The sequence below is a fragment of the Geodermatophilus sabuli genome (assembly GCF_010686765.1).
Lineage (GTDB): Bacteria > Actinomycetota > Actinomycetes > Mycobacteriales > Geodermatophilaceae > Geodermatophilus > Geodermatophilus sabuli_A.
Map to the genome: position 1 here is coordinate 24,533 of NZ_JAAGWF010000001.1, position 20,949 is coordinate 45,481.

General features: G+C 75.3%; 19 protein-coding genes. 11 read left to right on the top strand and 8 right to left on the bottom strand.

The window, feature by feature from the left end:
- The first annotated feature begins 95 nt into the window (after positions 1–95).
- Together GCU56_RS00115 and GCU56_RS00120 are read left to right on the top strand one after the other, a co-directional pair.
- Positions 96–1,247 (top strand): acyl-CoA dehydrogenase family protein, encoded by a 1,152-nt coding sequence (locus GCU56_RS00115; RefSeq protein WP_163479478.1) that lies wholly within the window; start codon positions 96–98, stop codon positions 1,245–1,247.
- Between the two features lie 78 nt (positions 1,248–1,325).
- Positions 1,326–1,991, top strand: a complete 666-nt coding sequence (locus tag GCU56_RS00120) for a hemerythrin domain-containing protein (RefSeq protein WP_163479479.1) — start codon at positions 1,326–1,328, stop codon at positions 1,989–1,991.
- Here the strand turns inward: GCU56_RS00120 and GCU56_RS00125 are convergent.
- Positions 1,966–4,281, bottom strand: coding sequence for a helix-turn-helix domain-containing protein (locus GCU56_RS00125; RefSeq protein ID WP_163479480.1), 2,316 nt, complete (start codon positions 4,279–4,281; stop codon positions 1,966–1,968). The genes GCU56_RS00120 and GCU56_RS00125 overlap by 26 nt on opposite strands.
- 124 nt (positions 4,282–4,405) lie before the next feature.
- Here GCU56_RS00125 and icmF point away from each other — a divergent pair, with 124 nt between their 5' ends.
- On the top strand, positions 4,406–7,663 hold the full coding sequence (gene icmF / locus GCU56_RS00130) for a fused isobutyryl-CoA mutase/GTPase IcmF (protein WP_163479481.1): 3,258 nt from the start codon (positions 4,406–4,408) through the stop codon (positions 7,661–7,663).
- Position 7,664: 1 nt separating this feature from the next.
- Positions 7,665–8,438, top strand: coding sequence for a helical backbone metal receptor (locus GCU56_RS00135; protein ID WP_345771544.1), 774 nt, complete (start codon positions 7,665–7,667; stop codon positions 8,436–8,438).
- A 30-nt stretch (positions 8,439–8,468) separates the two neighbouring features.
- Here the strand turns inward: GCU56_RS00135 and GCU56_RS00140 are convergent, their stop codons facing one another.
- The gene (locus tag GCU56_RS00140; protein ID WP_163479482.1) at positions 8,469–8,957 is read right to left on the bottom strand and encodes an SRPBCC family protein; all 489 of its coding nucleotides are present in this window, start codon (positions 8,955–8,957) and stop codon (positions 8,469–8,471) included.
- A 158-nt stretch (positions 8,958–9,115) separates the two neighbouring features.
- Here GCU56_RS00140 and GCU56_RS00145 point away from each other — a divergent pair, with 158 nt between their 5' ends.
- Positions 9,116–9,493 (top strand): hypothetical protein, encoded by a 378-nt coding sequence (locus GCU56_RS00145; RefSeq protein WP_163479483.1) that lies wholly within the window; start codon positions 9,116–9,118, stop codon positions 9,491–9,493.
- Between the two features lie 2 nt (positions 9,494–9,495).
- Here GCU56_RS00145 and GCU56_RS00150 read toward each other — a convergent pair whose 3' ends face one another.
- On the bottom strand, positions 9,496–9,960 hold the full coding sequence (locus GCU56_RS00150; protein WP_163479484.1) for a MaoC/PaaZ C-terminal domain-containing protein: 465 nt from the start codon (positions 9,958–9,960) through the stop codon (positions 9,496–9,498).
- A gap of 74 nt (positions 9,961–10,034) precedes the next feature.
- Between GCU56_RS00150 and GCU56_RS00155 the strand changes: the two genes are divergently transcribed.
- The 3 genes from GCU56_RS00155 (at position 10,035) to GCU56_RS00165 (ending at position 13,349) form a co-directional block, all read left to right on the top strand.
- Positions 10,035–11,189 carry a CoA transferase gene (locus GCU56_RS00155; RefSeq protein WP_163479485.1) on the top strand — a complete coding sequence of 385 codons (1,155 nt, stop codon included), beginning with the start codon at positions 10,035–10,037 and terminating at the stop codon, positions 11,187–11,189.
- Between the two features lie 25 nt (positions 11,190–11,214).
- Positions 11,215–11,979, top strand: coding sequence for a crotonase/enoyl-CoA hydratase family protein (locus GCU56_RS00160; RefSeq protein WP_163479486.1), 765 nt, complete (start codon positions 11,215–11,217; stop codon positions 11,977–11,979).
- 80 nt (positions 11,980–12,059) lie between these two features.
- Positions 12,060–13,349 carry an MFS transporter gene (locus tag GCU56_RS00165; protein WP_163479487.1) on the top strand — a complete coding sequence of 430 codons (1,290 nt, stop codon included), beginning with the start codon at positions 12,060–12,062 and terminating at the stop codon, positions 13,347–13,349.
- 6 nt (positions 13,350–13,355) lie between these two features.
- Here GCU56_RS00165 and GCU56_RS00170 read toward each other — a convergent pair whose 3' ends face one another.
- The 5 genes from GCU56_RS00170 to GCU56_RS00190 all read right to left on the bottom strand — a co-directional run bounded on the left by GCU56_RS00170 (position 13,356) and on the right by GCU56_RS00190 (position 18,311).
- The gene (locus GCU56_RS00170) at positions 13,356–13,733 is read right to left on the bottom strand and encodes a nuclear transport factor 2 family protein (RefSeq protein ID WP_163479488.1); all 378 of its coding nucleotides are present in this window, start codon (positions 13,731–13,733) and stop codon (positions 13,356–13,358) included.
- Between the two features lie 72 nt (positions 13,734–13,805).
- Complete coding sequence (locus GCU56_RS00175; protein ID WP_163479489.1) at positions 13,806–15,044, bottom strand: acyl-CoA dehydrogenase family protein; 1,239 nt, start codon at positions 15,042–15,044, stop codon at positions 13,806–13,808.
- A gap of 85 nt (positions 15,045–15,129) precedes the next feature.
- Complete coding sequence (locus tag GCU56_RS00180; protein ID WP_163479490.1) at positions 15,130–15,840, bottom strand: Clp protease N-terminal domain-containing protein; 711 nt, start codon at positions 15,838–15,840, stop codon at positions 15,130–15,132.
- Positions 15,841–15,892: 52 nt separating this feature from the next.
- Positions 15,893–16,720 (bottom strand): IclR family transcriptional regulator domain-containing protein, encoded by an 828-nt coding sequence (locus GCU56_RS00185; RefSeq protein WP_163479491.1) that lies wholly within the window; start codon positions 16,718–16,720, stop codon positions 15,893–15,895.
- A 100-nt stretch (positions 16,721–16,820) separates the two neighbouring features.
- Positions 16,821–18,311 carry an amidohydrolase family protein gene (locus tag GCU56_RS00190; protein WP_163479492.1) on the bottom strand — a complete coding sequence of 497 codons (1,491 nt, stop codon included), beginning with the start codon at positions 18,309–18,311 and terminating at the stop codon, positions 16,821–16,823.
- 217 nt (positions 18,312–18,528) lie between these two features.
- Here GCU56_RS00190 and GCU56_RS00195 point away from each other — a divergent pair, with 217 nt between their 5' ends.
- The 3 genes from GCU56_RS00195 to GCU56_RS00205 all read left to right on the top strand — a co-directional run.
- Positions 18,529–19,701 carry a CaiB/BaiF CoA transferase family protein gene (locus tag GCU56_RS00195; protein ID WP_163479493.1) on the top strand — a complete coding sequence of 391 codons (1,173 nt, stop codon included), beginning with the start codon at positions 18,529–18,531 and terminating at the stop codon, positions 19,699–19,701.
- Positions 19,698–20,492, top strand: coding sequence for a citryl-CoA lyase (locus GCU56_RS00200; protein ID WP_163479494.1), 795 nt, complete (start codon positions 19,698–19,700; stop codon positions 20,490–20,492). Before GCU56_RS00195 ends, GCU56_RS00200 begins: the two co-directional genes overlap by 4 nt.
- 5 nt (positions 20,493–20,497) lie before the next feature.
- Positions 20,498–20,949 (top strand): zinc-binding alcohol dehydrogenase family protein (locus tag GCU56_RS00205; RefSeq protein WP_163479495.1); only part of this gene is annotated, 452 nt, incomplete at its 3' end.

Sequence of the window (20,949 nt, forward strand, 5' to 3'; positions counted from 1 at the left end):
GTCGCCGCCCGGCGAGCTCCCGGTCGAGCGCGTCGAGCCGGCCGGTGTCGGGGACGATGGGCCGCCCGAGCCGCCGCCACCGAGGGAGCACCGGCATGACGTCGTTGACCGAGGACGAGCGGCAGATGGTCGCCCTCACCGCCGAGTTCGTCGACGAGCGGGTGCGGCCGCGGGTGGCCGAGTTCGAGGCGGCCGACCGCTATCCCGAGGACCTCATCGAGGAGATGAAGGCGCTGGGCTTCTTCGGCCTCCTGGTGCCGGAGGAGCACGGCGGCAGTGCGGTCAGCACGGCCTGCTTCGCCGCCGTCACCGAGGAGCTGGCGCGGGGGTGGATGAGCCTGGCCGGGGCCATCGGCGGGCACTCGGTGATCACCTCGCTGCTGCGCAGCGCCGGCACGCCGGAGCAGCAGGCGGCGTACCTGCCGCGGATGGCGACCGGCGAGGTCCGCGCCACCATGGCGCTCACCGAGCCCGGCGGCGGCAGCGACCTGCAGGCGATGCGGACGACCGCGACCCGCGGGGACGGCGGGTGGACGGTCACCGGCAGCAAGACCTGGATCTCCAACGCCCAGCACTCACAGCTGTTCGGCCTGCTCTGCCGGACCGACCGGGACGCGCAGCCGGCGCACACCGGGATGAGCGTGCTCCTGGTCGAGCCGGGCGACGGGCTCACCGTGTCGGAGAAGATCGGCAAGCTCGGCTACCGCGGGGTCGAGGCGTGCGAGCTGACCTTCGACGCGATGCCGGTCCCGGCCGACGCGGTGCTCGGCGGCGAGCCGGGCCGCGGGTGGGTGCAGATGATGCGCGGCCTGGAGCTCGGCCGGGTGCAGGTGGCCGCCCGTGCGGTCGGGGTGGCCCAGGCGGCGCTGGCCTCGGCGACCCGCTACGCCCAGGAGCGCGAGTCCTTCGGCCAGCCGATCTGGCGGCACCAGTCGGTGGGCAACCTGCTCGCCGACATGGCGACCAGGGTGCAGGCCGCCCGGCTGCTCACCGCCGACGCGGCGCAGCGGCTGGACAGCGGTGCCCGCGCCGACATGGAGGCCGGCATGGCCAAGCTGTTCGCCTCCGAGGCGGCGATGCAGGTCGCCCTGGACGCCATGCGGGTGCACGGCGGCTACGGGTTCAGCACCGAGTACGACGTCGAGCGCTACTTCCGCGACGCGCCGCTGATGATCCTCGGCGAGGGCACCAACGAGATCCAGCGCACCGTCATCGCGGCGCAGTGGATCGCCCGCCACCGCATCTGAGGCCGCCGCGACGACTGTGGGGGCGCTGTGGGGGTCGTGTGGGTGCCGGCCGCGGGCGCCCGGCGACAGGCTCCTCCCATGACCGAGACCTCCTCACGCCCCCTCACCGACGTCCACGACATGGTGGTCGTGCACCGCGTCTTCCGCCGCGAGTTCCGGCTGCTCCCCGCGCTGGTCCGGGCCGTCCCCGCCGGGGACACCGCGCGTGCCGCCGTCCTGGCCGGGCACGCGCGGTTGTGCCTCACCGGCCTGCACCTGCACCACACCAGCGAGGACGTGCTGCTCTGGCCGAAGCTGCTCGAGCGGGCCGCCCCCGACGCCGCCCTCGTGCACCGCATGGAGGCCCAGCACGCCCGCGTCGAGCAGGCCGTGGACCGGCTCGGCCCGGCCCTGCGCCGGTGGCAGGCCGAGGCCCGTCCGGCGGTCACCGTCGAGGTGGCCACCGACCTCGAGGAGCTGGCCGCCGCCCTGCTCGAGCACCTGGACGACGAGGAGCGGGAGATCCTGCCGCTGGCCGCGCGGCAGCTGACCCAGGCCGAGTGGTCCGAGCTCGGGCAGCACGGGATGAAGGAGATGCGCAGGCAGGACCTGCCGCTCATGTTCGGGATGGTCGTGGAGGAGTGCTCGCCCGAGGAGCGCAGCGAGATGCTCGCCGTGGTCCCCGCGCCGGTGCGGCTGCTGCTGCGCACCGTCTTCGCCCGCCGGTACCGCCGGTACGTCAGTCGGGTCCGCGGCGGGCGCTGATGTGCCCGGCGAGCGCCGGGACGTCGTCGGGGCGCAGCCCCCGCCCGCGCGCCCAGGCCCGGGCGAAGTCCACCTCGCCGAGCTCGGTGCGGACGGCCGACAGCCAGTGCCGCGCGCTCTCCAGGTCGGGCGGGAAGGTGACCGCGACCGACGCCGCCTCCGCCCGGGCCGAGCCGGCGGCGAACAGCTCCGCGGCCAGGCCGGGCAGCCCGCGCCGGGCCGCGACGACCGCCAGCCCCGGCACCGTGTAGGCCAGCGGCCAGGTGGTGCCCACCGCCACCGCCAGCCCCGCCGCCTCGGTCCACCGGTCGAGGGCGGCGTCGTCGTCGCCCGCGGCGAGCGCCACGCTGGCCTGCACGTTGAGGACGGTGGCCAGGGTGAAGGGGCTGGCCAGCTCCCGGGCCAGCTGCTCGGCGTGGTCCAGGACGGCGGCACTCGCGGGGAGGTCACCGGCCCGGAACAGCAGCTGGGCCTGCGCGGTGACCGCGTGCGCGACCACCCACCGGGCGCCGGTCGCCCGGCCGAGCCGGGTCGCCTCGGTGACGGCGTCGGTGGCCGTGCGGTCGTCCCCGACGAAGACGGCGGCCGACGCCGCCAGCACCAGTGCCTCGCCGCGCAGCTCGTCCGCTCCGGCCACCTGGGCGGCGCGGGCCGCGGCATCGGCCGACCCCGCCGTCCCCGGGACGTCCCCGGAGGCGAACCGCAGGGCGGCCAGGGCCAGGTGCAGCGCGGCCAGCTCCGCGGGGGCGAGTGCGGCCCCGGCCGCCCGGAGGGCCTGCTCCATCCAGCTGCGGCCCTCCGCGACGTTGCCCCGCAGCGCCCAGTAGAGCCACGTGTCCGCCCCCACGACCGCGGCCGTGCCGGGGCGCCCGCCGGCGACCAGGCGGCTCAGGGCGGCCGCCAGGTTGCCGTGCTCGGCCTGCAGCCGGTCCAGCTCCCGCGCCTGTCCGGACGTCCGCAGCCCGGCGCGCGCGGCGGCCGCCAGGCGGACGACGCGATCGGCCGCGCGGTCGGCGACGGCGCCGGTCTCCCCGGCCTCCGCCAGCCGGTCGGCCGCGTACTGGCGGACCGGCTCGAGCAGCCGGTGCCGGGGGTCGCCGCCCTCCACCGGCAGCACCAGTGACTGCTCGACCAGCCCGGCCAGGGCGGGCAGGACGTCGCCGCCGACACCGGCCACCTCCTCGGCCGCGGCCAGCGAGAAGCCGCCGGCGAAGACCGACAGCCGGCGGAGGAGGACCTGCTCGTCGTGGGTCAGCAGGGCGTGGCTCCAGTCCAGGGTGGCGCGCATCGTGCGCTGCCGCTCCGGGAGGTCCCGGGACCGCGGCGAGGCCAGTGCCTGGTCGAGCCGGGCGAGCAGCGCCGCGGGGGAGAGCAGCCGGGCGTGCGCCGCGGCCAGCTCCAGGGCCAGGGGCAGGCCGTCGAGCCGGCGGCAGATCGCGGCGACGTCCGCGGCGGTGTCGTCGGTCAGCGCGACGGCCCGGCCGGTCGCGCGGGCGCGGTCGAGGAAGAGGCGGGCGGCGGGGGACGCCGCCACCGCGGCGGTGCCGGGCCCGGTCGGCAGGGCGAGCGGCTGCACCGGCCGGTCCTGCTCGGCGCGCACCCGCAGCGGAGCCCGGCTGGTGGCCAGGACGACCAGTCCCGGACAGCGGGCCAGCAGCGCGGCGACGTCGGCCGCGGCGTCGAGCAGGTGCTCCAGGTTGTCCAGGACGAGCAACCGGCGACTGCTCCCGAGGAGGGCGGCGAGAGAGCCGAGCAGGTCGCCGGCCGGTGGTGCGCCGAGCGCCCGGGCGACGGTCGGGAGCACCAGCCGGGCCTCCGGGACGGCCGCCAGCTCGACCACCGTCACGCCGTCCGGGAAGTCCGCCGCCACCGTGCGGGCCAGGTCGAGGGCCAGGCTGGTCTTGCCGACCCCTCCCGGGCCGGTCAGCGTGAGCAACCGGGTGGCGCCGGACCGCAGCAGCCCGGCCAGCTCGCCGCGCTCCGCGTCCCGGCCGACCACCGGGGCCGGGGGCGCCGGGACCGGGTGGGTCACCGGCACCGGCGCCGTCGGGGCCGGCCGGGTGGCGGCCGACAGCTCCGCCCGGGCGGCCGGATCGAGGCCCAGGGCGTCGGCCAGCGCGCGGACGGTGTGCGGATGGGGGCGCCGGCGCTCGCCCCGCTCCAGCGCGCTGACCGCCTTGGCGGTGAGGCCGGCCCGGGCGGCGAGCTCGTCCTGGCTCAGCGCCGCGGCCCCCCGCAGGCGGCGCAGCAGGGCGGCGAACTCCCCGCGACCGGCCCCCGCCTCCCTCACCGGCCGCAAGCTAGCAGCGCCGCCGTCGCCGGGGGGCGTGGACAGCCGCCGTCCGAGGGGAGATGCTAGGACGTCCTACTATCTGCACGCGGCGGCCCGCCGGCGTCCGACCCCAGGGAGTGGCATGCCCGCCTCGCCGTCCCCCCGCCCCGCCGACCTGCACGTGCCGGCGCACCCGGTGCGCTTCGTCACCGCGGCCAGCCTCTTCGACGGCCACGACGCCGCGATCAACGTGATGCGCCGCCTGCTGCAGGCCCAGGGCGCGGAGGTGGTCCACCTCGGCCACGACCGCAGCGTGGACGCGGTCGTCCGGGCGGCGCTGGAGGAGGACGTGCAGGGGGTGGCGATCTCCTCCTACCAGGGCGGGCACGTCGAGTACTTCGGCTACCTGGTGGATCGGCTGGCGCAGGCCGGCGCCGGGCACGTGCAGGTGTTCGGCGGCGGCGGGGGGGTGATCGTGCCCGAGGAGATCGCGCTGTTGCGCGAGCGCGGGGTGACCATCTTCTCGCCCGAGGACGGCCAGCGGCTCGGCCTGCCCGGCATGGTCAACGAGCTGATCCGGGCCTGCGACGTCGACCTCGCCACCGGCGGCCCGGACGTCGACGCCCTGCTCACCGGCGACCCGGCCGCGCTGGCCCGCGCGATCACCGTGCTCGAGGCCGGACGGTCGCCGGAGCTCGCGGTGCGGGTGCGCGAGGCGGCGGCCGGCCGGACGGTGCCGGTGCTGGGCATCACCGGGACCGGCGGCTCCGGGAAGTCCTCGCTCACCGACGAGCTGCTGCGCCGGCTGCGGACCGACCAGGAGGACAAGCTGCGGGTCGCCGTCCTGGCGATCGACCCCACGCGGCGCCGCGGCGGGGGCGCGCTGCTCGGTGACCGGATCCGGATGAACGCCCTGGAGACGGGGGAGGGCTCGCACACCTTCTTCCGGTCGATGGCCACCCGGTCGGCCGGCGCGGAGACGCCCGAGCACCTGGACGACGTGCTCTGCGCGGTGCGGGCCGCCGGCTTCGACCTCGTGGTCGTGGAGACCCCGGGCATCGGCCAGGGCGACGCCGGGATCGTGCCGTTCTCCGACGTGGCGCTGTACGTGATGACGCCGGAGTTCGGCGCCGCCTCGCAGCTGGAGAAGATCGACATGCTCGACTTCGCCGACGTGGTGGCGATCAACAAGTACGAACGCCGCGGCGCCGAGGACGCCCGGCGCGACGTCGCCCGGCAGCTGGTGCGCAACCGCGCGGCCTTCGGGCAGCCCTGGGAGCAGATGCCGGTGTTCGGCACCAGCGCCGCCCGGTTCGACGACGACGGCGTCACCGCGCTCTACCAGCACCTGCTCGCCCTGCTGGGCGACGCCGGCCTGCCGGTCGGCAGCGGGGTGCTGCCACGGGTCGACGTCCGCGCCTCGTCCGGGCTGTCGTCGGTGGTGCCCTCGTCCCGGTCGCGGTACCTGGCCGAGATCGCCGACGCCGTCCGCGCGCACCACCGGACCACCGAGGAGCAGGCCGCCGTCGTCCGCCGCCGGCAGTCGCTGCGCACCACCGCCGAGCTGCTCGGCGACGACGCGGCCGGCGGGCGGGTCCGCGAGCTGCTGGAGGCGGCCGACCGGGAGCTGATCCCGGAGGTGCGGTCGCTGCTGGCGGAGTGGCCGGGCCGGGTCGAGGACCACGCCGGGGACTCCTACGTCTACCGGGTCCGCGACCGGGAGATCCGCACGCCGCTGACCCGGGAGACGCTGTCCGGGACGAAGGTGCCCCGGATCGCGCTGCCCCGGACGACCGACGAGGCCGACCTGCTCCGCTTCCTCCGCCGGGAGAACCTGCCCGGGGCCTACCCCTTCACCGCCGGGGTGTTCCCGGTCAAGCGCGCCGGGGAGGCGCCGGCGCGGATGTTCGCCGGCGAGGGCGACGCCTTCCGCACCAACCGCCGCTTCCGCATGCTGTCGGCCGGCAACGAGGCCACCCGGCTGTCGACGGCGTTCGACTCGGTGACGCTCTACGGCCGCGACCCCGACCCGCGGCCGGACGTCTACGGCAAGGTCGGCACGTCCGGGGTCTCCATCGCCACGATCGACGACATGGCCGCGCTCTACGACGGGTTCGACCTGTGCAGCCCGACGACGTCGGTGTCGATGACGATCAACGGCCCGGCGCCGGCCATCCTCGCGATGTTCCTCGACACCGCGATCGACCAGCGGCTGGACCGCTTCCGGGAGGAGGAGGGCCGCGAGCCCGACGCGGCGGAGGCCGAGGAGCTCCGCGCCTGGGTGCTCTCGACCGTCCGCGGCACGGTGCAGGCCGACATCCTCAAGGAGGACCAGGGCCAGAACACCTGCATCTTCTCCACCGAGTTCGCGCTGCGCGCCATGGCCGACATCCAGCAGTGGTTCATCGACCACCGGGTGCGGAACTTCTACTCCGTCTCGATCTCCGGATACCACATCGCCGAGGCCGGGGCGAACCCGATCAGCCAGCTGGCCTTCACCCTCGCCAACGGCTTCACCTACGTGGAGTCCTACCTCGCCCGCGGCATGTCGATCGACGACTTCGCGCCCAACCTGAGCTTCTTCTTCTCCAACGGCATGGACGCCGAGTACTCGGTGATCGGCCGGGTGGCCCGCCGCGTCTGGGCGGTCGCCATGCGGGACCGCTACGGCGCGGGGGAGCGGTCGCAGAAGCTCAAGTACCACGTGCAGACCTCGGGCCGGTCCCTGCACGCGCAGGAGATGGACTTCAACGACATCCGGACGACGCTGCAGGCGCTGTGCGCCGTCTACGACAACGCCAACAGCCTGCACACCAACGCCTACGACGAGGCGGTGACGACGCCGGGCGAGCACTCGGTCCGCCGCGCGCTCGCCATCCAGATGATCATCGACCGGGAGTGGGGGCTGGCCGGCAACGAGAACCCGCTGCAGGGCTCGTTCGTCATCGAGGAGCTCACCGACCTCGTGGAGGAGGCGGTGCTGGCCGAGTTCGACCGGATCGCCGAGCGCGGGGGAGTGCTGGGCGCCATGGAGACCGGGTACCAGCGCGGCCGGATCCAGGACGAGTCGATGCTCTACGAGCACCGCAAGCACGACGGCAGCCTGCCCATCGTGGGGGTGAACACCTTCGTCGACCCGCACCGCGACGAGGCGCCCCCGCAGCCGGTCGAGCTGGCCCGGGCCACCGAGGCGGAGAAGCAGTCGCAGCTGCGGCGGCTCGCGGACTTCCACGCGCGGCACGCCGCGGAGGCGCCCGCCGCGCTGGCCCGCCTGCAGCAGGTGGCGAGGGAGGGCGGCAACGTCTTCGCCGAGCTGATGGACGCCGTCCGGGTCTGCTCGCTGGGCCAGATCTCGGAGGCGTTCTTCGAGGTGGGCGGCCAGTACCGCCGCAACATCTAGGGTGGCGACGGACATCTCCGCCCTTCAGGACGACCTGGGGACGCCGGTCGAGCTGCCGGGGCCGCCCCGACGGGTGGTCTCGCTGGTCCCGTCGCTGACCGAGGCGCTGGCGGTCACCGTCCCCGACCGGCTGGTGGGCGCCACGGACTGGTGCACCCACCCGGCCGGCCTCGACGTGCCGCGGGTCCGCGGCACCAAGAACCCCGACCGCGCGGCCATCGAGGCGCTCGCGCCGGACCTGGTGGTGGCCAACCGGGAGGAGAACCGGCGGCTGGACGTCGACCGGCTGCGCGCCGCCGGCATCCCGGTGTGGGTCACCGTCATCGAGTCGGTCGACGAGGCGCTGGCCTCCCTGCGGCGGCTCTTCGGCACGGTGCTGGGTGCGGGGGAGCCCGGCTGGCTGGCCGAGGCGGCCGACGTCTGGTCGGAGCCGCCCCCGGCGGGCGGGCTGCGGGTCGCCGTCCCGATCTGGCGCGATCCGTGGATGGTCGTCGGGGCGCGGACCTTCACCGGGGACGTGCTGGCCCGCCTGGGGCTGGTCAACGTGTTCGCCGCGGGGGATGACCGCTACCCGCGCGTGGAGCTCGCCGCCCTCGCCGCCGCCGTCCCGGACCTGGTGCTCCTGCCCGACGAGCCGTACCCCTTCACCGCCGACGACGGCCCCGAGGCGTTCCCCGGCGTCCCGACGGCGCTGGTCTCCGGCCGCGACCTCACCTGGTACGGCCCGTCGCTGGCCCCGGCGCGGCGGCGACTGCTCGACGCGCTCGGGGCCTGACCGCGCCCGGGGTCGCGAGGGACGACCCCGTCACGCGTCGGCTGCTCGCGCGTGCGCCTCGTCGATGGCCGCGGCGAGCCGGTGCAGGCCCCCGGGTGCCGACCGCTCCATCGACGGGGCGACGACCGGCTCGTACTCGGCGGCCCGCTCGCCGGACAGTTCCATCGACTGCGTCATGGTGCAGCCGCCTGCAGGCCGCGGTCGAAAGGACCACGAGACGTGCAGGGCGGCGCCAGGGACGGGGAAGTCGATCCGCGCCCTGCGGAACGCGACGACCTCGCTGATGCGCCAGTCCACCCGTGCCCCGTCACTGGTCACGGTGGTGCCCTGCGCCCCCTCCTCGAACGCCGGTTCGACGCGGACGTGGTCGATGGCCGGATCGACGACCGGCCAGTTGCCGACATCGGTCCAGAACCGCCAGGCGAAGTCGGCGTCAGCGAGGTCGCACTGCGCGTCGAGCACCAGCGTCCACATCAGGACCTCCCGCCGTCGAGATGAGCCGCTCCGGCTGACGGCCACGCATCCTCCACCCGAGGCATGGCTCCTGGCGCGGGCCGCGGCCGGGCTGGTCGTCGAGGCGGCGGGAACGAACCCGGACGGCTGACGCGGAGCGACACCGACCGGGACCGATCGCTGCGCACGTTGACGTCGGCGCTCCCGGCGCCCAGCCTGTCGGGATGACGGTGCTGTCACTGCCCAGCCGGAGCCGGTGGGTGTGGGACGCCCGCGACCGGACCCGCGCGGTCCGCGTCTCCGCCCACGCCGAGGTGGGGCTGCTCAACCTCAGCCTGTGGCGGGACGAGACCTGCGTGGGCACGGTCAAGCTGCAACCGGACGAGGTCGCCAGCCTGGTGGCCGCGCTCACCGACGGCCTGGCCCAGCTGGCCGACGGGCCGCCGTCCGCCCCCGGGTCCGACGCGGTGCGGCTGGCCGCGGTGGAGGCCCGGCTGGCCGAGCTCGAGTCCCGCCCGGTGCCACCCCGTCGCTCGGTCGCGGCGTTCGTCGCCACCGTGGCCGCCCGGGGGCGGGCCTTCCTGGGGGCCGGGGACCGCTGAGGTCAGGGGCGGGTGCGCACCAGGTTCATCGCGACCATGCTCAGCACGACGGTCCCGCCCTGGTCGAGCAGTTCGACGCGGGTGCGCACCAGGCCGCGGTCGGGCTTGCTGCGGGAGAGCCGGGCCTCCGCGACGGTGGTGCGCAGGGTGAGCTCGTCCCCGGGCCGCACCGGCGCCAGCCAGCGCAGCTCGTCCACGCCGGGGGAGCCCAGGCTGGAGACGGGCGAGAGGTACTCGTCGGCCAGCAGCCGCATCATCAGGGCGCAGGTGTGCCAGCCGCTGGCGATCAGCCCGCCGAACGGCCCGGCCGCCGCGGCCTCGGCGTCGACGTGGAAGGGCTGCGGGTCGAACCGGCGGCCGAAGTCGACGACGTCGTCGGCCGTGACCCGCAGCCTGCCGAACTCGCTGGTGGTGCCCGGCACGTAGTCCTCGAACCAGCGATCCGCGGTCGGCTGTGGCCTGCTCACCGCTGCGAAGGTAGGGCACCGGTCCGGCCCCCGCGCCCCGGGCCGGTGCCGCCCGCCGTTGCTAGCGTGACGCCGTGCAGCCCGCTCCCGGACCCCTCGCCGGCATCCGGGTCGTCGAGCTCGCCGGGCTGGGGCCGGTGCCCTACGCCTGCATGCTGCTGGCCGAGCTCGGCGCCGACGTCGTCCGGGTGGACCGCCCCGGGGGTGGCACCCAGCTGGTGTCCCCGGCCAGGGACGCGCTGCACCGCAGCCGCCCGTCGGTCGCCGTCGACCTCAAGAACCCAGCCGGGCGCGACCTCGTCCTCCGGCTGACCGAGTCGGCCGACGTGCTCGTCGAGGGCCTGCGGCCGGGCGTCACCGAGCGGCTGGGCATCGGCCCCGACGAGTGCCTGGCCCGCAACCCGCGGCTGGTCTACGCCCGCATGACCGGCTGGGGCCAGGACGGCCCGCTGGCCGACCGCGCCGGGCACGACATCAACTACCTGGGGCTCACCGGCGCGCTGCACGCCATCGGGCCGGCCGACAAGCCGCTCCCGCCGCTCAACATCGGCGCCGACTTCGGCGGCGGGTCGATGTTCCTGCTCGTCGGCGTCCTCGCCGCGCTCCTGGAGCGGGCGACCAGCGGTCGCGGCCAGGTGGTCGACGCCGCGATGGTGGACGGCGCGAGCTCCCTGGTCACCATGGTCTACGGACTGCTCGGCGCGGGGCTCTGGCAGGACCGGCGGGCGGCGAACCTGCTCGACGGGGCCGCGCCCTTCTACGACACCTACGCCTGCGCCGACGGCCGGCACGTCGCCGTGGGCGCGATCGAGCCGCAGTTCCACGCCCAGCTGCTGCACGGCCTGGGCCTGGACCCTGCCGGGCACGGGGACCAGGGCGACCGCGCCCGGTGGCCGGAGCAGCGGGCGGCGATCACCGCGGCCTTCGCCACCCGTACCCGCGACGAGTGGGCCGAGGTGTTCGCCGGCACCGACGCCTGCGTCACCCCGGTGCTGGGGCTCACCGAGGCACCGGCGCACCCGCACCTGGCCGCCCGCGGCACGTTCACCGACGTGGACGGCCGGCCGCAGCCGGCGCCGGCGCCGCGCTTCTCGCGCACCCCGGCCGCGCTGCGCGGCGAGCCGCGGGCCCCGGGCCAGGACACCCGGGCGGCACTGGCGGCGTGGGGGATCGGCCACGACGAGATCGGGGCGCTGCTCGGCTCCGGCGCCGTCGTCCGGGCCGACTGACATCGACGACTCCCGGAGGACCCCCGTGGCGGACGAGGTACTGGTCGAGCGGCGCGACGGCGTCCAGGTCATCACCATCAACCGGCCGGAGGCGCGGAACGCGCTCACCCGGGCCGTGGCCGAGGGCGTCGCCGCGGCCGTCGACGAGCTCGACGCCGACCCCGGGCTGCGGGTCGGTCTGCTCACCGGCGCCGGCGGCACCTTCTCCTCCGGCATGGACCTCAAGGCCTTCCTGCGCGGGGAGACCCCCGCGATCGAGGGCCGGGGACTGTGCGGAATCACCCAGACCCCGCCGCGCAAGCCGCTGATCGCGGCCGTCGAGGGCTGGGCGCTGGCCGGCGGGTTCGAGCTGCTGCTCGCCTGCGACCTCGTCGTCGCCGCCGAGACCGCGCGGTTCGGGGTGCCGGAGGTCAAGCGGTCCCTGGTGGCCGCCGGCGGCGCGGCCCTGCTGCTGCCGCGGCGGCTGCCGCACAACCTGGCGCTGGAGATGCTGCTCACCGGCGACCCGCTCGGTGCCCCGCGGGCCGCGGAGGTGGGCCTGGTCAACCGGCTCACCCCGGAGGGCGGCGCGCTGGACGGCGCCCTGCAGCTGGCCGCCACGATCGCCGGCAACGGCCCGCTGGCGCTGACCGCCACCAAGGCGATCGCCCGCGGGAGCGCAGACTGGACCACGGCGGAGGGCTGGCGCCACCAGTCGGAGCTGGTGGCGCCGGTGTTCGCCAGCGACGACGCCCGGGAGGGTGCCACGGCCTTCGCGGAGAAGCGCCCGCCGGTCTGGCAGGGTCGCTGAGGAGCACACCGTCGTCCCCCGGCTCTGCGGGCGGACGCCGGGACGGCGCCGTGCCCGACGGCGCGGGGGACGAGGGAGCCATGAGCGCGGAGACCACGCCGGAGACCGGCACCGGACAGGGTGCGGCGACGCCGGCACCCCTGGGCGCGCTCGCGCTGCTGCGCATCGGCGGCTTCCTGGTGCTCTACCTCAACGCGACGGCGGTGTTCCTCGGGGTCATGGCCCAGGCGATCGCCCGCAGCTGGCTGGCCTTCGAGCTGACCGGTTCCAACGCGGCCCTCGGTGGCGTCCTGCTCTCCTTCGGCATCGCGCTGATCATCGCGACGCCGTGGGGCGGGGTGGCCGCCGACCGGCTGCCCAAGCGGCTGGTCCTGCAGGTCTCCGTGCTGATCCTGGCCGCCTCCAGTGCCTGGATCGGGTTGGCCGTGGTCTTCGACGTGATCCAGTACTGGATGCTGCTCGGCGCCGGCGTCCTGCAGGCCATCGGCTTCGCGCTGTTCAACCCGGCCCGCATGGCCTTCCTCGCTGAGCTGGTGCCGCGCGGGTCGGTGCCGCCGGCGGTGTCCCTGCTGCTGGTGAACGCCGAGGTCAACCGGGTCGTCGGTCCGGCGCTGGCCGGCGTGGTCATCGGCTCGGTGGCCTGGGGAACCGAGGCGATCTTCCTCTCCAGCGCGGCCCTGGCGACCGTCGGCGTGCTCCTCACCGGTGCGCTGCCCCCGGGCCGCCGGCGCGGGGAACCCTCGGACCGCTCGCCGCTGGGCGAGCTGGCCGACGGCGTCCGGTACGTCCGCCGGCGTCCCCGGCTGGCGGCTCTGCTGTGGTGCGGCATCGGCGTCACGATGGTGGGGCTGCCCTACCTGGCCTTCATGCCGACCATCTCCAGCGAGCTGTTCGGCCTGGGGTCGCTGGGCTACGGCGTGCTCTCGGCGACCTCGGCCGTCGGCGGCGTCGTGGCGGGTCTGCTGCTCGGGCGGCGGTCGTCGCGGATCCGGGAGACCCAGGTGTTCATCATCGCCGGCGTGCTCTTCGGCCTCGCGCTGTGCGGGCTCGCCGCGTCGCCGAACGCCGTGGTCGCCGTCGTCGTCCTCCTGGTGGTCGGTGGCGCGATGCTGGCCTTCCAGACGACGAACCAGTCGATGCTCATCGCCCTGTCCGACATGGAGTACCACGGCCGGGTGCAGTCGCTGGTCATGCTCAGCTACGGGGCGTTCGGCATCGCCGCGCTGCCGCTGGGGCTGGTCGCCGACGCCATCGGGCTGCGCTGGACGCTCACCGGGATGGGCGTCGGGGTCCTCGTCTTCGTCGGGCTGTTCACGGTGGGCAGCCGACGCCGGGTGGCCGCGGCGAGCCGGCTGCGCGACCTGGGCTGACCGGGCTCAGCGCCGCCAGTCGACGCCGGGCAGGGTGGCGCTCCACGACTCGACGATCCGGTCCCCGGCCACCCGGTGCACCACCAGCCAGGTCACCACGGACGTCTCGCCGGTGTCGCGGTTGACCCCCGTGGTCGTGGCGCGGGTCCAGACCCGGTCGTCGGCGGCGACCTGGTCGTCCACCGTGGTCATCGGGTCGTGCAGCAGCTGCCACGAGTTGCTCAGCTCGCGCTTGAAGTCGGCGCGGCTCAGCGACCGGGTGCCGGCCGAGGAGTGCCGGACGTAGGGCTCCGCGATCAGCTCGTCGACGACGCCGAGGTCGTGCCGGTTCCACAAGCCGTCCCAGTACCGCCGGACGATCGCCGTCATGGCCTGCTGATCCACGAGCGGGATCTTAGGAGGACCCCCTGCCCCCCACCGCTCGCAGGCTCGCGGCGGGACCCTGCATGGGGCCGCTCAGACGGTGATCCGGCCGGGCGGCAGCAGCGGGCCCCGCTTGAGCTCGGTCCGGGCGACCGACCGCAGGTGCACCTCGTCGGGGCCGTCGAACAGCCGCATCGCCCGGTGCCAGGCGTACATGGCCGCCAGCGGGGTCACGTCGGTCATCCCGGCGCCGCCGTGCACCTGGATGGCCCGGTCGATGACCCGCGTCGCGGCGCGGGGGACGGCCACCTTCGCCATCGCGACGAGGTCCTTGGCCGCCTTGTTGCCCTCGGTGTCGATCACCTGGCAGGCCCGGTGGCACAGCATCCGGGCCTGCTCGATCTCCAGCCGTGACTCCGCGATCTGCTGCTGCACCACCCCCTGGTCGGCCAGTGGCCCGCCGAAGGCGACCCGGTCCCGCGCGCGCTGGACCATCAGCGCCAGCGCCCGCTCGGCGGCACCGAGGGCCCGCATGCAGTGGTGGATCCGGCCGGGGCCGAGGCGGGCCTGCGCCGCGGCGAACCCGCCGCCCTCCTCACCGACGACGTTGGTCACCGGCACCCGCACCTGCTCGAAGCGGACCTGCGCGTGCCCGTGCTGGTCGTGATGGCCGAGCACCGGGTAGTCGCGGACGACGGTGACCCCGGCGGTGTCCCGCGGGACGATCACCATCGTCTGCTGCCGGTGCGCCGGGGCCGACGGATCGGTCTTGCCCATGAGGACGAACAGCGCGCAGCGGGGGTCCATCGCGCCGCTGGTCCACCACTTGCGGCCGGTGATCACGTACTCGTCGCCGTCCCGCTCGATCCGGGTGCCGATGTTCGTGGCGTCGCTGCTGGCCACGTCGGGTTCGGTCATGGCGAACGCCGACCGGATCCGGCCCTCCAGCAGCGGCGCCAGCCACTGTTCCTGCTGTTCGGCCGTGCCGAGCAGGTGCAGCAGTTCCATGTTGCCGGTGTCGGGCGCGGCGCAGTTGATCGCCTCGGGAGCGAGGTCGAGGCTCCAGCCGGACAGCTCGGCGATCGGGGCGTACTCGAGCTGGGTGAGGCCGGACTCCGCGGGCAGGAAGAGGTTCCACAGGCCCCGCTCGCGCGCGGTCGTCTTGAGCCGCTCGACCACCGGCGGCACGTCGTGGCCGTCGTGGCCGGCCTCCCGGCGGTGCGCCAGGTACTCGGCCTCCGCCGGGAGCACCTCCTCCCGCATGAACGCGAGCATCAGGTGGTAGAGCTCACGGGCCCGGGCGGAGGGTGCGGGCAGCACGGCGGTGGTCATGGCGGCTCCTGGTCGGACCGGTCGGGGCGTGTCCCTGACCGTAGGGACTCCGCCGGCCGCCGACAGCTCGGGAGCCGCTCGGACCTCAGTCCGCGGACCCGGCCGAGCGGGCGGCGGCGACGGCGGACTCGACGCCCGGCCGGGTCACGCCGAGGCCGGCCGGCACCCTCCCCGCGTCCGCCACCAGCGCCAGGAGGACGTGCTCGGTGTCGACGACCTCGTCGCCGAGCCGCTCGGCCTCGCCGAAGGCGCCCTCGAGGACGGCGCGGGCCGCGTCGTCGAACGGGATGAAGTCGCCCGGGGTGCCGCCGCCGGGGGGCAGCGCGGCGGTGACGGCGGTCCGGACGGCGTCCAGCGGCCGGCCGGCGGCGAGGACGCGGCCGGCCAGACCCTCGGGCTCGGCGAGCAGCCCGAGGCCGAGGTGGGCGGGGGAGATCTCGGTGTGGCCGGCGGCGCGGGCCTCGTTCTGGGCGGTCACCACGACGTTGCGGGCCGACTCGGTGAAGCGGCCGAAGCCCTCGGGTGCCGACGGCCGGGTGGACGCCTTGCCGACGAACCGCTTCTGCGCCGCCTGCCGGGTCACGCCCATGCTGCGGCCGATGTCGGACCAGGACGCCCCGGACCGGCGGGCCTGGTCGACGAAGTGGCCGATCAGGGCATCGGCCACCTCACCGATCCCGTCGGCCAGCAGTACCGCGTTGGTCAGCTGCGTGAGGACGTCCTCGTCCACCCGGCGGACGGCGGAGATGAGGTCGTCGAGGCGGACGGGGTTGGACATCTGCACGGGAGGCGCCATGCGTCAACCGTAGGTTGACACGCCACCGACGTCAACCACGGGTTGACGTTCTTCAGGCGGTGGCGGCGCCGTCCGGGCGGATCGGGATCTCGACGTGCGGCCGGGACTGCCACAGCGCCCACTCCGCGCTGACCTCTCCGGCCGTGCGCAGCAGCCGGGGCAGGTGCTCGGCCAGGAGCCGCTCGGTCGAGGTCTCGGCGGCGTGCACGGTGACGTTCATGGCCGCCCGCACCGTCCCCGCCCCGTCCCGCACCGGGACGGCGACCGAGCGCACCCCCGGCGCCAGCTCCTCGTTGGCCAGCGCCCACCCGCGGGCCCGCACCTCGGTCAGCTCGTCGCGCAGCTCGCCGTCGGTCCGGTCCCGGTGGGGCGGCAGGCCGGCCCGGCTGGGTTCGGCCAGTGCTCCCGCGAGCTCCGTCGGGGGGAGCGCGGCGAGCAGCACCTTGCCCTGCGACGTCCGCGCGGCGGGGAAGCGGGTCCCGATCTCGACCCGCAGCGCGATCAGCTTGGGCACCGAGACCCGGGCGACGTAGACGATGTCGGAGCCGTCCAGCTGGGCGATGGACGACGACTCCCCGGTGGCCGCCACCAGCGACTCGAGGTGCGGGCGGGCGATGTCCCAGAGGCCGAGCGCGCCGACGTAGGCCATCCCCAGCGTCAGCACCCGCGGGGTCAGCGCGAACGCGGTCCCGGACGGGCGGACGAAGCCCAGCTCGGTCAGGGTCAGCAGGAGCCGGCGCGCGGTCGGGCGGGCCAGGCCGGTGGCCGCCGCGACCTCCGAGAGGGTCATCGTGCGGTGGCGGGCGTCGAAGCAGGCCAGCACGTCGAGCCCGCGCGCCAGCGCCTCGACGAAGTCCGGCCCCGCCCCTCGCCCCGCCATCTCCACCCTCCCCCAGCCGGCCCGGTCGCCCGATGGAACGGCCACCCTCCAGGGACCCGCGCCGAGCTCGCGAGGCGTGGGGGGAAGGGTGGTCCTCCCTTCAGCGGCCGAGGACGCGCTCCTCGCCGCCGGCGCGCTTGCCCTCGTCGACGTAGTCGCTGTACTGGTAGGGGTTGTCGAGGATCGAGGCCTCGGCCTCCGGCATCTGGGGGAACATGCCCTGTTGCCAGGTCTCCTCGCCGCACGCGCCCTTCAGGTACTCGATCGTGGACTCGATCTCCCGTCGCACCGGGGCGAGGTCGATGCCGACCAGTTCGTGCGCGTACTTCACGACCCGCCCGTCGACCAGCACGGTGTGCACGTCGCCGCGCTGGGCCTGGAAGGCCACGTGGCCGAAGGGGTTGAGCAGGGGGAACGACACGGGGGACCGGTCGTTCTTGATCAGCACGACGTCGGCCTTCTTGCCCTCCTCCAGGCTGCCGAGGTCGTCGCGGCCCAGCGCGTGCGCCCCGCCGCGGGTGGTCCACTCGACCACCTGCTGCGCGCGCAGCCTCAGGTGGGTGATCGTCTCGCCCTTGAGGTGGGCGTCCATGTGCTCGGCCATGCGGTCGGCGTTGAGCGTCGCGCGCATCGCGGAGAACATGTCCCCGCTCCACCAGACGCTGGTGTCCATCGACAGCGACACCGGGATGCCGTACTGCAGGACCTGCTCGGTGGGGGCGTGGCCCTGGCCGGCGCTGCACTCGGACTCGGTGGCCACCGAGATCGAGCCCCCGGTGGCCGCGATCCGCTGGTAGCTGTCGCGGGTGAGCGTCGAGGCGTGCACGTACACGGTCTCCGGGTTCATGAAGCCGTTCTCGTGCATGAGCCGGATGCCGTCGTCGTTGGTGGCGCCCCAGACGCCGGCGTGCGTCGTCACGGGGATGCCGAGGTCCCGGGCGACCTCGAAGGCCGCCTTCTCCGGGAAGGCGGGGTCGCCGGTGACGTCGAAGGCGATCTGCACGCCCATCCGGTCGTCGCCCGCGTCGCGCAACCGCTCCAGCAGCGAGCGGACGGCGGGGTCGGCGCTCCACTCCCACGGGCCGGCCTGGATGTTGCCGTAGGCCATGACGAACCGGCCGGGGACCGACCGGAGCGCGTCGATCGCCGCCTCGCCGTGGTCGACGGTGTGCAGGTTGTGCGACCAGTCGACGGTCGTGGTGACGCCGGCGTCCAGCGACTCGATGGCGGCCAGCCGGTTGCCCGCCGCGATGTCCTCCGGGCGGAACTTCTTCCCGTGCTCGAGGTAGTACCAGACGAAGTACTGGGTGAGCGTCCAGTCGGCGCCGTAGCCGCGCATCGCGGTCTGCCACATGTGCCGGTGGGTGTCGATCATCCCGGGCATGACGATGCCGCCGCGGGCGTCTACCTCCTGGGCCCCCTCGGGCACCTCCAGGTGGGGGCCGACGGCGGCGATCCGGTCGTCGACCACGAGCACGTCGGCGTCGGTCAGCACGGTGCCGGCGGCGTCCATGGTCAGCACCGTGCCGCCGCGGAACACCACCGGGCGGCCGGCCTCGGGGGCGGCTCCTGCGGACTCGGGGTGGGTCATCGTCTCCTCCTGGTCTCAGCGGAGCCGTGCCGGACAACCGTCCGGTCTACGGTCAGCACCTCTCGTGCGATACGTTCGTGGTGACGCGCATCACCTGTCAAGCACTCCGCCGCCGCGCCCGCGGCGGTGTTGACAGTGGCGCGAGACCGGCCGGAGACTCCGCGCGGCACCTCGGACAGCTGTCCGCGCCGCCGACCACCGAGGAGGACCGCCACCGATGACCGACGGCCCCTCCGGCCCGCTCGCCGGCCTCCTGGTCGCCGACTTCTCGCGCATCCTGGCCGGTCCCTACGCCACGATGCTGCTGGCCGACCTCGGTGCCGAGGTGGTCAAGGTGGAGGGTCCCCGTGGCGACGACACCCGCACCTGGGCACCACCGGTGCGCGAGGGTGTGGCCACGTACTACCTGGGCGTCAACCGCAACAAGCGGTCGGTGGCGCTGGACCTCGGCGACGCCGGCGACCGCGCCGCCGCCCAGGAGCTGGCCCGCCGCGCCGACGTCCTCGTGGAGAACTTCAAGCCCGGCGGCCTGGCCCGCTTCGGCCTCGACCACGCCACCGTGTCGGCGACCAACCCGCGGATCGTCTACGCCTCGATCAGCGGTTTCGGCAGCGGGCCCGGCGGGGCGGCGCTGCCCGGCTACGACCTCATCGTGCAGGCCATCTCCGGGCTCATGAGCCTCACGGGCGACCCCGGCGGTGAGCCCTACCGCGCCGGTGTCGCCGTCTTCGACGTCATGGCCGGCCTGCACGCCACCATCGGCGTGCTGTCGGCGCTGCACGCCCGCCAGGAGACCGGCCGCGGCCAGCACGTCGAGGTGGACCTGCTGTCCTCGGCGCTGTCCGGCCTGGTCAACCAGTCCAGCGCCTTCGTCGCCGGCGGGGTCGTCCCGTTCCGGATGGGCAACAGCCACCCGAGCCTGTTCCCGTACGAGCCGCTGCCCTGCGCCGACGGGGAACTGATCGTGACCGCCGGCAACGACGGCCAGTTCCGCAAGCTCTGCGGGGTGCTCGGCGTCCCGGAGCTGGCCGACGACGAGCGCTTCGCCACCAACGAGGCGCGCAACGCCCACCGCGACGAGCTCCGCCCCCTGCTGGTCGAGCGGCTCCGCACGCGGGGCAAGCAGGAGTGGTTCCGCGACATCATCGGGGCGGGCGTGCCCTGCGGTCCGATCAACACCGTCGACCAGGGCGTGGCGTTCGCCGAGGAGGTGGGCCTGGCCCCGGTCGTGACCGCGGGGGAGGGCGCCGCCGCCGTCCCCTCGATCCGCAACCCCATCCGGTTCTCCGCGAGCGCGGCGAGCTACCGGCTGCCCCCGCCGGCGGTCGACGAGCACGGGGACGAGATCCGCCGCTGGCTGGCCGCCCCGGCGAGCGAGGAGACCGCGTGACCGACTTGTCCTTCCCCACCTCCCTCGGCACCTCCACCGCCGAGGAGATCCGCCTGCTCGGTCAGGACCTGACCGCCGACCTCATGGGGCAGGTGGGCTTCGGCGAGCTCGCCTTCTGGCTGGTCACCCTGCGCCGGCCCACCCCGTCGGAGACCCGCGTGTTCGAGGCGTGCCTGGTCGCCCTGGCCGACCACGGGTTCACCCCGACCGCGATCGCCGCCCGGCTGACCTACCTCTCGGCCCCGGACTCCCTGCAGGGCGCGCTGGCCGCCGGGCTGCTCGGCGGCGGCTCGCGGTTCCTCGGCGTCACCGAGGACTGCGGCGCCTACCTGCACGAGGTCCTCGAGGCAGCCGGCCCCGACCTGCCCACCGACGACGCCGGCTGGGACGCCCTGGCCCTGCGGGCGGTCACCGACACCCGCGCCGCGCGCCGGTTCGTGCCCGGCCTCGGTCACCCGGTGCACAAGGAGCGCGACCCCCGGACGCCGGTGCTCGTCGCCATCGCCGAGGAGGAGGGGCTGCGCGGCCCGCACCTGCGGTTGTTCGAGGCGATCGGGCGGGTGCACGAGCAGGTCCTCGGCCGCCGGCTGCCGCTCAACGGCGCAGGCGTCTGCGGCGCGGCGCTCGCGGACCTGGGCCTGCCGGTGGAGATGCTCCGCGGCTTCGCGCTCCTCGCCCGGGCCGCCGGCCTGCTCGGCCAGCTCGCCGAGGAGCGTCGCCGGCCGATCGGCATGGACGCCTACCTCGCCGTCGACCGCAACGCGGTCTACGTCGACCCGAGCGGGGACTGAGCACCGTGCACGCCGCCGTCCTGACCGAGCCCGGCAGCCCGCCCGCGCCCGGCCCGCACCCCGACCCGGAGCCCGGCCCGGGCCGCACCGTCGTCCGGGTGACCGCGGCGCCGGTGGTGCCGCTGGACCTGCTCTGCGCCTCGGGCACCTCCTACTTCGGCCGCCCCGCGGTGCCCTACGTGCCCGGCGTCCAGGGCGTCGGCGTGGTCGAGTCCTCGGCCACGGTCCCGGTGGGCAGCCGGGTCTTCCTCGCCACCAGTGCCGGGATGGCCCCGGGTGACGGCAGCCTGGCCGAGCGCTGCGCGGTCCCCGACGCCGACGTCGTCCCGGTGGACGCCGACCTGCCCGACGCCGCGCTGGCGGCGCTGGGGCTGTCCGGGGTGGCGGCCTGGATGGCGCTCACCTGGCGCGGGCGGCTGCGGGCCGGCGAGCGGGTGCTGGTGCTCGGTGCGGGGGG